The 13,157-nt window shown below is 62.1% G+C and carries 14 protein-coding genes and 1 pseudogene; 11 read left to right on the plus strand and 4 right to left on the minus strand.

Annotated elements, in window-relative coordinates; translation table 11 throughout:
- Position 1 precedes the first annotated feature (1 nt).
- Together aroC and ribB are read left to right on the plus strand one after the other, a co-directional pair.
- Positions 2-1,099 (plus strand): chorismate synthase, encoded by a 1,098-nt coding sequence (gene aroC, locus AF71_RS19625; RefSeq protein ID WP_018858979.1) that lies wholly within the window; start codon positions 2-4, stop codon positions 1,097-1,099.
- A gap of 11 nt (positions 1,100-1,110) precedes the next feature.
- Positions 1,111-2,214, plus strand: coding sequence for a 3,4-dihydroxy-2-butanone-4-phosphate synthase (gene ribB, locus AF71_RS19630; RefSeq protein ID WP_018858978.1), 1,104 nt, complete (start codon positions 1,111-1,113; stop codon positions 2,212-2,214).
- On the opposite strand, the pseudogene AF71_RS19635 reads toward ribB, so the two are convergent.
- From AF71_RS19635 to AF71_RS19645, 3 genes and pseudogenes are all read right to left on the minus strand, one after another.
- A pseudogene (locus tag AF71_RS19635) lies at positions 2,211-2,473 on the minus strand (crosslink repair DNA glycosylase YcaQ family protein); the annotation flags it as partial. The gene ribB and the pseudogene AF71_RS19635 overlap by 4 nt on opposite strands.
- 22 nt (positions 2,474-2,495) lie before the next feature.
- Entirely contained in the window at positions 2,496-2,705 is a 210-nt protein-coding gene (locus tag AF71_RS32270; protein ID WP_025661086.1) for a KTSC domain-containing protein, read from the minus strand.
- Between the two features lie 258 nt (positions 2,706-2,963).
- Complete coding sequence (locus tag AF71_RS19645; RefSeq protein ID WP_169682693.1) at positions 2,964-4,154, minus strand: winged helix-turn-helix domain-containing protein; 1,191 nt, start codon at positions 4,152-4,154, stop codon at positions 2,964-2,966.
- 148 nt (positions 4,155-4,302) lie between these two features.
- Between AF71_RS19645 and AF71_RS19650 the strand changes: the two genes are divergently transcribed.
- The 3 genes from AF71_RS19650 to AF71_RS19660 are packed head-to-tail and all read left to right on the plus strand — an operon-like array spanning position 4,303 to position 6,172.
- A complete protein-coding gene (locus AF71_RS19650; protein WP_169682695.1) occupies positions 4,303-4,980 on the plus strand; it encodes an ABC transporter ATP-binding protein in 678 nt (225 codons plus the stop codon).
- Positions 4,977-5,585: a CbiQ family ECF transporter T component gene (locus AF71_RS19655; RefSeq protein ID WP_169682697.1), complete on the plus strand. Its 609-nt coding sequence runs from the start codon at positions 4,977-4,979 to the stop codon at positions 5,583-5,585. Before AF71_RS19650 ends, AF71_RS19655 begins: the two co-directional genes overlap by 4 nt.
- A 23-nt stretch (positions 5,586-5,608) precedes the next feature.
- Positions 5,609-6,172, plus strand: a complete 564-nt coding sequence (locus AF71_RS19660) for a biotin transporter BioY (RefSeq protein ID WP_018858972.1) — start codon at positions 5,609-5,611, stop codon at positions 6,170-6,172.
- Here AF71_RS19660 and AF71_RS19665 read toward each other — a convergent pair.
- Positions 6,169-6,564 carry a hotdog domain-containing protein gene (locus tag AF71_RS19665; RefSeq protein WP_018858971.1) on the minus strand — a complete coding sequence of 132 codons (396 nt, stop codon included), beginning with the start codon at positions 6,562-6,564 and terminating at the stop codon, positions 6,169-6,171. The two genes, AF71_RS19660 and AF71_RS19665, sit on opposite strands and share 4 nt — an antisense overlap.
- 160 nt (positions 6,565-6,724) lie before the next feature.
- On the opposite strand from AF71_RS19665, the gene AF71_RS19670 reads away from it, so the two are divergent.
- The 6 genes from AF71_RS19670 (at position 6,725) to AF71_RS19695 (ending at position 13,143) form a co-directional block, all read left to right on the plus strand.
- Positions 6,725-7,660, plus strand: coding sequence for a histone deacetylase family protein (locus AF71_RS19670; RefSeq protein WP_169682699.1), 936 nt, complete (start codon positions 6,725-6,727; stop codon positions 7,658-7,660).
- A 2-nt stretch (positions 7,661-7,662) separates the two neighbouring features.
- A complete protein-coding gene (locus AF71_RS19675; RefSeq protein ID WP_025582353.1) occupies positions 7,663-7,914 on the plus strand; it encodes an exodeoxyribonuclease VII small subunit in 252 nt (83 codons plus the stop codon).
- A gap of 122 nt (positions 7,915-8,036) precedes the next feature.
- Entirely contained in the window at positions 8,037-8,960 is a 924-nt protein-coding gene (locus AF71_RS19680; protein WP_169682701.1) for a pirin family protein, read from the plus strand.
- A 106-nt stretch (positions 8,961-9,066) separates the two neighbouring features.
- Entirely contained in the window at positions 9,067-10,989 is a 1,923-nt protein-coding gene (gene dxs / locus AF71_RS19685; protein ID WP_169682703.1) for a 1-deoxy-D-xylulose-5-phosphate synthase, read from the plus strand.
- Positions 10,990-11,149: 160 nt separating this feature from the next.
- On the plus strand, positions 11,150-11,896 hold the full coding sequence (locus AF71_RS19690) for a TlyA family RNA methyltransferase (protein ID WP_169682705.1): 747 nt from the start codon (positions 11,150-11,152) through the stop codon (positions 11,894-11,896).
- Positions 11,893-13,143, plus strand: coding sequence for a class I SAM-dependent RNA methyltransferase (locus tag AF71_RS19695; protein ID WP_169682707.1), 1,251 nt, complete (start codon positions 11,893-11,895; stop codon positions 13,141-13,143). The genes AF71_RS19690 and AF71_RS19695 overlap by 4 nt, the downstream gene beginning before the upstream one ends.
- Positions 13,144-13,157: the final 14 nt, after the last annotated feature.

The following is a 13,157-nucleotide window of genomic DNA, read 5'->3' on the forward strand; positions in this document are numbered from 1 at the left end:
CATGTCGCACAATACATTCGGTCATCTCTTCCGCGTAACCACCTGGGGCGAAAGCCACGGCCCGGCGCTCGGCTGCGTCGTTGACGGCTGCCCCCCCGGTCTGCGCTTCAAGCTCGAGGATATTCAGGTCTGGCTCGACAAGCGAAAGCCCGGCCAGTCGCGCTTTGTAACGCAGCGTCGCGAGGCCGATCTGGTCAAGATTCTGTCCGGGGTCATGCTGGACGCCGACGGCGAGACGATGATTTCGACCGGTACGCCGATCTCGATGATGATCGAGAACACCGACCAGCGCTCCAAGGATTACGGTGAGATCTCACGGCAATATCGGCCCGGCCATGCCGACTACACCTACGATGTGAAATACGGCATCCGCGACTATCGCGGCGGCGGCCGTTCCTCGGCCCGCGAAACGGCGGCGCGCGTGGCGGCTGGCGGCATTGCCCGTCTTGTTGTGCCTGAGGTCAAGGTGCGCGGCGCCTTGGTGCAGATCGGCAAGCACAAGATCAACCGCCAGAACTGGGATTGGGACCAGGTCGACCAGAATCCGTTCTTTGCACCTGATGCCGCGATCGTTCCCGTCTGGGAAGAATATCTCGACGGTATCCGCAAGAACGGCTCCTCGATCGGCGCCGTCGTCGAAGTCGTGGCCGAAGGCGTGCCGGCGGGCCTCGGCGCCCCCATCTATGGCAAGCTTGACCAGGACATCGCCTCGCTGCTGATGTCGATCAATGCCGTCAAGGGTGTCGAGATTGGCAACGGCTTCGAAGCCGCCGAGATCACCGGCGAGGAAAACGCCGACGAGATGCGCATGGGCAATGACGGCAAGCCCTTGTTCCTGTCGAACAAGGCGGGCGGCATCCTCGGCGGCATTTCGACTGGCCAGCCGGTTATCGCGCGCTTCGCCATCAAGCCAACCTCGTCGATCCTGACCGAGCGCCAGTCGATCGATGCCGACGGCAACAATGTTAATATCCGGACCAAGGGACGGCATGATCCGTGCGTCGGCATCCGCGCCGTGCCGATCGGCGAGGCGATGGTCGCCTGCGCCATCGCAGACCATTACCTCCGTGACCGCGGCCAGACCGGCCGACTGAAATAGGAAATACAGACATGCCTTACGATCAGAAGCGCGTCGTCGATGCGATCCGGGCCTTCGAGGCCGGCGAAATCGTCGTGGTGATGGATGACAACGACCGCGAGAACGAAGGCGACCTGATCGTCGCGGCCGTTCACTGTACCGCGGAGAAGATGGCGTTCATCGTCCGTCACACCTCCGGCATCGTCTGCACACCGATGCCGAAGGAGGAGGCCCGCCGGCTCAACCTGAATGCGATGGTTGCCGAAAACGACTCGGCGCACACGACGGCGTTCACCGTTTCTGTCGATTTCAAGCACGGCACGACGACCGGCATTTCCGCCGACGACCGGACGCTGACCGTTCGCAACCTCGCCAATCCCAATGTCGGCGCCGCCGACTTCGTGCGCCCGGGTCACATCTTCCCGCTCGTTGCGCGGGAAGGCGGAGTGCTTATGCGCTCGGGCCACACGGAAGCTGCTGTCGATCTCTGCAAGCTCGCCGGCCTTCCGCCGATCGGCGTGATCTGCGAACTCGTTAACGATGACGGGACCGTCACGCGCGGGCAGCAGGTCGTCGAATTCGCTGAAACGCATAGCCTGAAGCTGGTGTCCGTTGCCGACCTGATCGCTTACCGCCAGCGCAAAGAAACGCTGATCGAACTCGGCCAGAGCTTCGACATCGAAACACCCTTCGGCAAGGCCAAGGCGCATACCTATTCGCTGCCTTGGGATACGATGCAGCACCTCGCCGTCGTTTTCGGCGACATCCGCGACGGCATCGACATTCCGGTGCGCCTGCACCCTGAGAATGTCGCCGAGGACCTTTTCGGCAAGCGCCGTCCCGTCGACCACTACATGAAGAAGATTGCCGAGGAAGGTCGCGGGATCATCGTCTACCTGCGGGAAGGCTCCGTCGGCGTCGGTCATTCGGACAGTGGTCGCAAGGCACGCAGCCAGGGACGCGAGGCACACGTCGAGGCACAGGTGCGCGACAGCGAGTGGCTGGAAATCGGTCTCGGCGCACAGATCCTCAAAGACCTCGGCGTATCGTCGATCCGGCTCCTGACGAGCCGCGAGCGGCACTATGTCGGTCTCGAAGGCTTCGGCATCAAGATTTCGAAGACAGAGATCTACTAAGCCCGCCATCCGTCGAGATAGGCGACCTTCTCGACGCCGGAGAACCGCGCGATGCGTTGCAACTCGGCGTCGAGCCGGTCCAGGCGACCGGTCGAGGGGCGCACGCCCGGCTCCAGCCATAGGCGCTTGACGTCGAGGCTCCCGCCTCTGCCATCTGCTTTCATGTCGATGCGGCCGATCAGCTTGTCGCCTTCAAGCAGCGGGAAGACATAGTAGCCGCATGCCCGCTTCGGCTCGGCACGAAAACCTCGATGCGATAGAGGCGGCCGCCTGCTTCACGCTCAGGCGGCGATGCGCTTGAAGCGACCGCTGACGTTCTCGATATAGTACTTTCCCGGCGATTGGGCGGTGACCATCGCGATGACCTCGGCTTCCGCCACGCCCTCGAACTGCCGCTCTTCGCCGTTGCTCAGACAGACGCGAAGCCGGCCATCCTCCTGGCTGAAATAGACCGCATCGATCAGCGTTGACTTCACTGCCAACGGCTCCATCTTCGCCTGCCGTCCGGCCCGTGTGACGATCGTGGCGGCGCGCGCATCGCGCCGCTTGCGCAGTAAGGCCCTCACTTCACGGCGAAGGCTGTTCAGTGCCGCCAATGCGGCGAATTTGATGGCTCGTGTTTTCATGCAGCCATCCTACGCAGGCGGCTCTTAAAGAGTTCAAGACAAGCATGGTAAAGCGCGCATCAACATTAATTCTTTGTAATTACGACGCAATTTCCTAAAATATCGACTATCGATGAGCGCCGCTCAGCCTTGCCAACTATCCATTAGGACGACCTGTTCAACGCCAGTGAATTTGGCCAGTCGGTCAAGTTCGGCGAGAAGCTTTTCGATCCGCCCGGCCGACGGGCGTACGCCCGGTTCCAGCCACAGACGCTTGACGTCGAGGCTTCCGCCTTTGCGATCGGCCTTCATGTCGATGCGGCCGATCAGCTTGTCGCCTTCAAGCAGCGGGAAGACATAATATCCGTATTCCCGCTTCGGCTCGGGCACGAAAACCTCGATGCGATAGAAGAAACCGAAGAGCCGTTCGGTGCGATTGCGGTCGCGGATCATCGGATCGAAGGGGCTGAGCACGCGCACGCGCGGCGGTGCGCCGGGATAGTCCTGCATGCTCGTAAGCAGGTCGGGGACGGCCCAGGAGGGGCGCGGCTTTCCGCCAAGCGCCGGCTCGATCAGGACTTCGATCAACTCGTCGCGATGCGCGTTGACCCAGGCTTTCGCTTCATCGGGCGACAACAGATCCCAGAAGGCGGCGATTTCGCCATGCGTGGCAAAGCCCAGTCGGGTCAGCGCGCTGCGGCAGGCCCAGTCGACAAACTCCTCGTAGGTGACTTCCGGCTCGTGAAACTCAGGCGGAATGACGCGTTCGACGAGATCATAGATTTTCTGGAAGTTCGAGCGTCCGGCGATGGCGAACTTGCCGGTGCGCCAGAAATATTCCAGCGCCGTCTTGTTGGGATGCCAATTCCACCAGCCGCCGGAAACATGCCCGTCCGCCTTGATCTCGCGCGCCATGATGGCGCCGTCACGAGTGACGCGCTCAAATGTCTCGTCGAAGGCGTGTTCGAACCCCTCCCCCTGCCATTTTCGCCAGCGCTCGCCGATTACCTCTTCCTCGTGGCGGAACTTGTGTTTCCAGTATCGGAAGAAGGCGCTCGGCAGGATCGAGGCGTCGTGCGTCCAGTGCTCGAAGAGCGAGCCGTCCTTCTCCAGTAGCGCCGTCAGATGCTCGCGTTTGTAAGTCTGGTTGCGGGAAAACAGGATCTGGTGATGGGCTCGCTCCACCGTCTGGATGCTGTCCACCTGCACGAAGCCGAGTTCGTGGATGAGCTCCAGCAGGCCGGCCTTCGTCAGCGCCTTGTTCGGCGGCGCGCTCAGGCCTTGCTTGGCGAGGAATATGCGGCGGGCATCGGAATTCGAAATGAGATTCGTCATGTGCACATCATAGAACGGAAAATGTTCCTAGCCACCCGTTAAGTTAGGACGATCATCAGGTAGGAGCGGCCGGCATTCATTGCGAGATTTTGAGCTTTCAAAGCGCGAAATTCGTTATAGAACGGCCTCTCAATTCACGAGGGACCAGGTGGATATCCGTTTCGAAGGCGCAGGGGTCAGCTATGGTGCGCGCGTCGCGCTGGCGCCCGTGACGCTGCAGCTCACAGAAAAGCGCATCGGCATCATCGGCCTCAACGGCTCGGGCAAGACGACCTTTGCGCGCCTCATCAACGGCCTGACCAAGCCGAGCATCGGGCGGGTGATCGTCAACGGTCGCGACACGGCCGACGCCAAGGCCGTTCTCACCGATGTCGGTTTCATCTTCCAGTCGCCGCAAAACCAGATCATCCTGCCGGTCGTGCGCGACGACATCGCCTTCGGTCTGAAGTGCCGCGGCTACAAGCCGGCGGAAATTGCGGCGAAGGTGGAGGCGGTCCTGCAGCGTTTCAGCGCGGCCCATCTTGCCGACCGCCGGGCGCACGAGCTCTCGGGCGGAGAGCTGCAACTTGCCGCCCTTTGCTCCGTGCTCGCAACCGGGCCCGATATTCTCATCCTGGACGAGCCGACCAATCAGCTGGACCTCAAGAACCGCAGCCTCGTGCAAAGGCTGGTGGAAAGCCTTCCGGAGAGCGCGATCGTCATCAGCCACGATCTGGAATTGGTCGCGGATTACGAGCGCGTACTGGTTTTCCATGAGGGCGTTCTCGTCTCCGACGCGCCGGCCGGAGAGGCGATCCGCCGCTACAGGGAGATCGCAAGCCGATGAAGTCGCTTTTCGTCGAAGGCAACAGCGCCATGCATCGGGTTTCGGCCCGCGCCAAGCTGCTTGTTCTTGCGGCCCTCGGCGTCATGCTCGTCCTTACGGCGAACCTCCTGTTGCTTGCCCTTGGAGTGCTCGCGACGGCCGGGATCTACTTCAGCATCGGCCTTCCGGCGCGATCCGCGCTTGCGCGACTGAAGCCGGTCTTCCTGACGATCCTCATCGTGGCGTTGTTCAGCCTGGCCTTCAATCCCTGGCATATCGCCGTCGTCGCCCTGCTCCGTCTCACGGCATTGATGCTGTTTGCCGCTGCCGTGACTGCAACAACTGCTATTGCGCAATTCATCGACGAAATTACCCTGCTGGCCAGGCCACTGGAGCGGCTCGGACTTCTTCGGGCCGACGATGTCGGGCTGGCTGTCGGGCTCGTCGTCCGCTTCGTTCCCGAGATTCTCGATCGTTATCGTGCCATCCGCGAGGCGCACGCGGCGCGCGGTATCAAGGTGCGGCCGACAACCGTGCTCGTGCCATTGATCATTCTGACGCTGAGGGATGCGGATAACATTGCTGCGGCAATTGACGCGCGCGGCGTTCGGCGGCATGTCAATTGAGAACTCGCTAACAGGAGCCCTGCATGAGCACTCGCGACCTCGTTCTCTCCGCCCTCTTTGCGGCCATCATCGTCGCGCTCGGCATTCTGCCGCCGATCACGCTCGGCTTCATACCGGTGCCGATTACGGCGCAGTCGCTCGGCGTCATGATGGCGGGTGTCGTGCTCGGCGCGCGCCGCGGCACGATCGCGGTCCTGATCGTTCTCGTGCTTGTCGCGATCGGCCTTCCTGTGCTTTCCGGCGGTCGTGGCGGACTTGCTGCCTTTGCCGCACCGACCACCGGCTTTCTGATCGGCTGGGTGCTGGCAGCCTTCGTCACCGGTTATCTCAGCGAACGGCTGGTCAAATCCGAACAGTCGGCGTTGGTGCAGACGGTCGGCTTCTTCTTCGCCGCGATGATCGGCGGCATCGTGGTTCTCTACGCCTGCGGCATCGTCTATCTGGCGTTCGCCGCCCAGCTTGGCCTCTCCAAGGCATTCCTCGGCTCAATGGCATTTATCCCCGGCGACGTCGTCAAGGCCTTCGTTGCGGCACTTGTCGGCCGCGCGGTCATGGTCGGCTATCCCCTCCTGCCGGTGCGCAGCTAATCGACGAAACCATAAAGCCAGTCACGCGTGTCTTCGGGAAGCGGGACTGGCGAACGATCGTCGCGCGAGCGCGCCTGCCAGATAATTTCGACCTCGGCGGAGCGCTCGTCGCCGATATCGGCCGAAATGATGAAGCCGACCGAACGCATGCCGATCTTGTCGACCGACGCCGTGAACACGACCCGCTCATCGTAATGCAGCGGCCGATGGAGGATACAGGTCACCTTGCTGGCGATATAAAGCGGCTCATTCGCCAGTTGCGGCCTCGACGACCAGAAGGTCGCCAGCACCGACTCGGCATAGGAAATGTAGGAGCCCAAGAAAACCTGGCCGTTCATGTCGACGTCGCGGAACGGCACATTCATCTCAACGGTACGCGTGACCTCGTTCATTGATCTTTCTGCCAATTCTCCCCTCCCCAAAGACTAGCCGCGGGGCCGGACGAAGTAAACGCAGGACTGGCCCCATGACCAAGGCGCGCGCTTGTTGAAATTGCCGCGCCGAGCCCCATCTGCTGTGGATCATGACGGGACGGAAAGATAGAGTGACACCATGAGCACCCGCCTTTACGAGCACCCGATCTTCCTGGAACACGTCACGCCCGCCGGCCATCCCGAACGGTCCGACCGTCTGCGGGCGATCAACGTGGCGCTGGAACATCCGAACTTCGCAGGTCTTGACCGCAAGCGCGCACCGCAGGCCGCCGAAGAAGCCGTTCTGCTCGCCCATCCCGAAGAGCACCTGCTGTCAGTGCTGCGCCACGTGCCCGAAGAGGATGGCGAGATCAATCAGCTCGAGGCCGATACTTACGCCAGCCGAAAGAGCTTCGAAGCGGCACTGACGGGGATCGGCGGCGCGATGGCCGCGGTCGATGATGTGTTTACCGGCAAGGCCGATAACGTCTTCGTTGCGGCCCGCCCGCCGGGCCATCATGCCGAAAAATCAACGGCAATGGGCTTCTGCTTCTTCAACAATGCCGCGATCGCCGCCCGCCATGCCCAGAAAGCGCACGGTGCGGAGCGTGTGGCGATCGTCGACTGGGACGTGCATCACGGCAACGGCACGCAGGACATCTTCTGGGACGATCCCTCCGTGCTCTTCTGCTCGACGCACCAGATGCCGCTTTACCCCGGCACCGGCGCGAAGGAGGAAAGCGGCAAGCACGGTACCATCGTCAACGCGCCGCTGTCTCCGAATGTCGGTAGCGATCACTTCCGCGAAGCTTTCAAATCACGGGTGTTGCCTGCGCTCGTTGATTTTCGCCCGGACCTGATCATCATCTCCGCCGGCTTCGATGCGCATCACCGCGATCCCTTGGCGCAGATCAATCTCGTCGGCGAGGATTTCGACTGGGCAACCGGGCGGTTGCTTGAGGTCGCCGACAAAAGTGCCGCAAACCGGGTCGTCAGCCTGCTGGAAGGCGGCTATGATCTCGAAGGCCTCGCCGAGTCGGCTGGCCTGCATATTCTTAGAATGATGAAGGGTTGAGTATGACTGACAGCGCCAAGCCGGAAGTTTCCGGTCTTTCCTTCGAGAAGGCGGTTGCCGAGCTCGAAAGCATCGTGGCCCGGCTGGAACGCGGCGACGTGGCGCTGGACGAATCCATCGAGATCTACGAGCGCGGCGAAGCGCTGAAGAAGCACTGCGAAACGCTGCTTTCGGCCGCCGAAAACCGCATCGAAAAGATCCGCCTTGACCGATCTGGCAAGCCGCAGGGCGTCGAGCCGCTGGACGGGGCATAAGCAAGAGCTTTTCCGAAATCGTCGTCGTGATGAACAGAGCGTCGCCTCCTGGCGATCAAGTTTTCCTAGTCCGCCATCGGTAATCGGTCTAGTCTAGGCACAACCTCATCGGAGACGCTTTGATGTCCTTTTTCCCCGGTAAAGATCCCCTGCCCGGCGATGCTTTCGCCTGCGATGCGATCGAGAACCTCATAATCCCCCGCACCAGCGATATTGGCGGCTTCGAGGTGCGGCGAGCACTGCCAACGCGGCAGCGGCGACTGGTCGGGCCGTTCATCTTCTTCGACCGCATGGGGCCGGCGATCCTGAAGCCGAACGAGGCGCTGGACGTGCGGCCGCATCCGCATATCGGGCTTTCGACGGTGACCTATCTCTTCGACGGCGAGATCCGGCATCGGGACAGCCTCGGCACCGAGAAGGTCATTCGCCCCGGCGACATCAACCTGATGACGGCAGGGCGCGGCATCGTCCATTCGGAGCGCACGCCCGATAATTTGCGCGGCCATCCGCTGCTGATGTCGGGCCTGCAGACCTGGCTCGCACTGCCGGATGACAAGGAGGAGATCGATCCCTCCTTTGCGCATACCGAAAAGAGCGACATGCCTTTGATCGACGAACGCGGCGTGCGCGGGCGTGTCGTCATCGGATCGTTCGAGGGGATGTCTTCACCGGTGAAGGTGTTTTCCGACACGCTCTATGCCGATATCAGCCTTGAACCGGGTGTGAAGTTTCCCTTCGCGGCGGGACACGAGGAGCGGGCGGCATACGTACTGTCAGGCGAAGTCGTGATATCGGGCGATAGGTTTGCAGCCGATCAGCTGCTCGTCTTCCGCCCCGGCGATGCGATCACTCTCGAAGCTGGCAGAGAGGGCTGTCACCTGATGTTGTTCGGCGGAGCGGCGCTGAACTCGAAGCGGTACATCTGGTGGAACTTCGTTTCCTCCTCGAAAGAGCGCATCGAAAAGGCCAAGGAAGAGTGGCGGACCGGCAAGTTCGACATCGTACCGGGGGACGAAGAAGAATTCATACCTTTGCCGGAAGGCTGATCTCCTTTAGAAAGGAGTTTCGGCCATTCTTGAAATCGACTTTTTTCACCGCAATTTATGGCTTAAAGGCATCCTGCCCAAGAAAGACAAGAAAGAGCGCCCGCCCGTGACACAATCGCCGAAGACGCCGCTGCTGGATAAGGTTCCCTATCCAGCCGACCTCCGAAAGCTTGACGATCGCGACCTACCGCAGCTTGCGCGCGAGGTTCGCGATGAAATGATCGATGCGGTGTCGCGCACCGGCGGTCATCTCGGTGCAGGACTCGGCGTGGTGGAACTGACGATTGCGATCCACAGCGTCTTCAACACGCCTGAAGATCGGCTGATCTTCGACGTCGGGCACCAGTGCTATCCGCACAAGATCCTCACCGGTCGCCGTGACCGTATCCGGACGTTGCGCCAAGAAGGCGGCCTCTCCGGTTTCACGCGCCGCGCGGAAAGCGAATACGATCCCTTCGGTGCTGCTCACTCCTCCACGTCCATCTCCGCCGGCCTCGGCATGGCGGTTGCCTCCGACCTCGACAAGACAGACCGCCGGGTGATTGCCGTGATCGGCGACGGCGCGTTGTCGGCCGGCATGGCCTACGAAGCATTGAACAATGCTGGCGCGCTCGACGCCCGCCTGATCGTCATCCTCAACGACAATGACATGTCTATTGCGCCGCCGACCGGCGCGATGAGCGCCTATCTCGCGCGCCTTGCTTCCGGCCGCACCTACATGGGCTTCCGCGATTTCGGCAAGAAGCTGACGGCCTATCTCGGCAAGAGTGTCGACCGCGCTATCACTCGCGCCGTGGAGCATGCCCGGGGCTATGTGACCGGGGGGACAATGTTCGAGGAGATGGGTTTCTATCATATCGGGCCGATCGACGGTCACTCGTTCGAGCACCTGCTGCCGGTGTTGCGCAATGTGCGCGACAATGCCAACGGCCCCGTGCTGATCCATGTGGTGACGCAGAAGGGCAAGGGCTACGCGCCCGCCGAGGCGGCAGCCGACAAGTATCACGGCGTCAACAAGTTCGACGTCATCACCGGCGCGCAGGCGAAGGTGAAGCCGAATGCGCCGAGCTACACGAGCGTATTCGCCGAAGCGCTGGTGCAGGAAGCGGAGCACGACGACAAGATCGTCGGCATTACCGCCGCCATGCCGAACGGGACTGGCCTCGACAAGCTCGCAAGCATCTTCCCGTCGCGGTGTTTCGATGTCGGGATTGCCGAGCAGCATGCGGTGACATTTGCCGCCGGTCTAGCCGCCGAGGGCTTCAAGCCGTTTGCCGCGCTTTACTCCACGTTCCTGCAGCGCGCCTATGACCAGGTGGTGCACGACGTCGCGATCCAGGGCCTTCCGGTTCGCTTCCCGATCGATCGCGCCGGTTTCGTCGGCGCCGACGGCCCGACGCATGCAGGCTCGTTCGATACGACGTTCCTCGCCACCCTCCCCGGCTTCGTGGTGATGGCGGCCGCCGATGAGGCTGAGTTGAAGCATATGGTGCGAACGGCGGCAGCCTATGATGCCGGTCCGATCTCCTTCCGATATCCGCGCGGCGAAGGCGTCGGCATAGAAATGCCCGTCCGTGGTGAAATCCTGCAGATCGGCAAGGGCCGCGTCGTCAAGGAAGGCGCGAAAGTGGCGCTGCTCTCGTTCGGCACCCGCCTCGCTGACTGTCTGCTTGCTGCCGAGGACCTTGACGCAGCCGGGCTTTCGACGACGGTTGCCGATGCGCGATTCGCCAAGCCGCTGGATCATGATCTGATCCGCCAGTTGGCGCGCCACCACGAAATCCTGATCACCGTCGAAGAGGGGGCGGTCGGCGGCTTCGGCAGCCAAGTCATGCAGTTCCTGGCCATGGACGGCCTGCTCGACAATGGCCTGAAGGTCCGCTCGCTTGTCATGCCCGATATCTGGGTGGAACAGGCAAAGCCGGAAGTGATGAACGCCCATGCCGGCCTCGATCGCGCGGGCATCGTTTCGACCGTGTTCAAGGCGCTTGGCCGGCCCGCCGCATTTGGCGTCGGCGCTGCCGGATAGTTCAATCTCATTAGATGAAGACAGCCCTGGAGACGGGGCCGTCTTTTTTGTTTGGCGAAAGGCCGACGGAAGTGTCGATGAACCGCTGCCATCCTGCTGCCAGCGACGCCTCTCCAACAAAAGGCTTGCAACTAACGGCTTTGCCGGTCATGGACAGCCGATGTCCGATCAAAACACACAACGCCTCGACCAGTTGCTCGTCAGCCTTGGTCTTTTCCCCAGCCGTTCCCGAGCGCGGGATGCGGTGCAACGCGGCACCGTGAAGGTCGGAGGCAAGATCGTGACGAAGGCAGGTGCGCTGTTTGGCGAGGATGCCCCAATCGAAATCGACGATCCGGCGCAGGACTATGTGTCCCGCGCGGCGCTGAAGCTCGCCGCAGCGCTCGATCACTTCAAGCTCGACCCGTCAGGACATCACTGTCTCGATGTCGGCGCATCAACCGGTGGCTTCACCGAAGTGCTGCTGGCCCAAGGGGCAACCCATGTTACCGCGATCGACGTCGGCCATGGCCAGATGCATCCGCGCATCTCGAGTGATCCCCGCGTGACGAACATCGAAGGCCTCAACGCCCGCAACCTGACGGCGGAGAATATCGGCCATCCGCTCACCTTTATCGTGTCGGACGTCTCCTTCATCTCGCTGAAGCTGGCGCTTGCCCCTGCTCTTGAGATCGCGGAAGCTGGGGCTTGCGCGGCTCTCCTCGTCAAGCCGCAGTTCGAGGCCGGGCGCGAGGCGATCGGCAAGGGGGGGCTTCTCAAGGACCCGTCATCGGCGCCCGATGTCGCGGCCGAACTCGAGCGCTGGTTCGTCGAGGATATGGGCTGGAAGAGCCTTGGCCTCATCCCCTCACCCATTGCCGGCGGCGACGGTAATCAGGAATTTCTACTCGCAGGGACAAAACCGTGAGCACGCAAACTGTTACGATCGAAAAGCTGGGCGCCCAGGGCGATGGCATCGTGCACGCGGATGGCGGGCCGGTCTATGTACCCTTCACCCTGCCCGGCGAAACCGTCGCCATCGCGCGCGTCAAGAACCACGGCACGGTGATGTCGATCTCCGATCCATCTGCCGATCGCCAGGCTCCTCCGTGCCGGCATTTCGGACCGGACGGTGTGAACGGCACCTGCGGCGGCTGCAGCCTCCAGCACATGAACGATGCTGCCTACCGCGGCTTCAAGCGTCAGCTTGTCGTCGATGCGCTGAAATCGAAGGGACTGACGGCTGACGTTGCCGACCTCGTCGTCGCTCATCCCGGCGAACGGCGGCGTGTCGTCTTCGCCGCACGGCGGACCGAGAAGGACATGCTTATCGGCTTCAATCAGGCCGAAAGCCACCACATCGTCGCCATCGAGGAATGTCCCATCTCGTCGGCGGGCATCATGGCCAGGCTGCCGGCGATCGAGGCGATTGGTGCAGCACTTGCCAATAGCGCCGAAGCGTTCCGCATCACCGTGTTGGAGACCCTGTCGGGTCTTGATCTCGCGGTCGACGGCATCAAGAAACTCTCGGATCAGCAGCGCCGCAACGCGATCGAGACGGTGCTTTCCCTTCGCGGCATCGCCCGCGTCTCGCTCAACGACGAAATCCTCGTCGAACCATCGAAGCCGATCGTCGATTTCGGCGGCGTCAATGTCGTTCCGCCGCCCGGCAGCTTCACGCAGGCGACCAAGCCGGCGGAAGACGCAATGGCGGAATTGGTTCTGGCGCATGTCGGCAAGGCGAAACGCATCGCCGATCTTTTCGCAGGCGCCGGCACCTTCTCGCTTCGCCTTGCCCGCGTCGGCCGGGTCCATGCGGTCGAGAGCGAGGACAAGCCGCTGGCGGCGCTCGATCACGCTGCTCGCAACACGCAGGGTCTGAAGCCGGTCAGCGTCGAAAGGCGAGACCTCTTCCGCCGGCCGCTGATGACATCCGAGCTGAAGGTCTACGACGCCGTGGTCTTCGATCCGCCGCGCGCCGGCGCCGAGTTTCAGTGCAAGGAACTGGCGCGCTCGACGGTCAAGAAAGTCGTCGCCGTCAGCTGCAATCCGGCGACGCTCGCCCGGGATCTCGCCCTGCTCGTCGAGGGTGGCTATCGCATCACCGGTGTGACCCCGATCGACCAGTTCCTGTGGACATCGCACGTCGAGGTCGTGGCGACGCTGGAGAAGTAGCGGCGCGAAAAACA

It is taken from the genome of Rhizobium sp. 57MFTsu3.2 (assembly GCF_012932765.1).
Lineage (GTDB): Bacteria > Pseudomonadota > Alphaproteobacteria > Rhizobiales > Rhizobiaceae > Rhizobium > Rhizobium altiplani.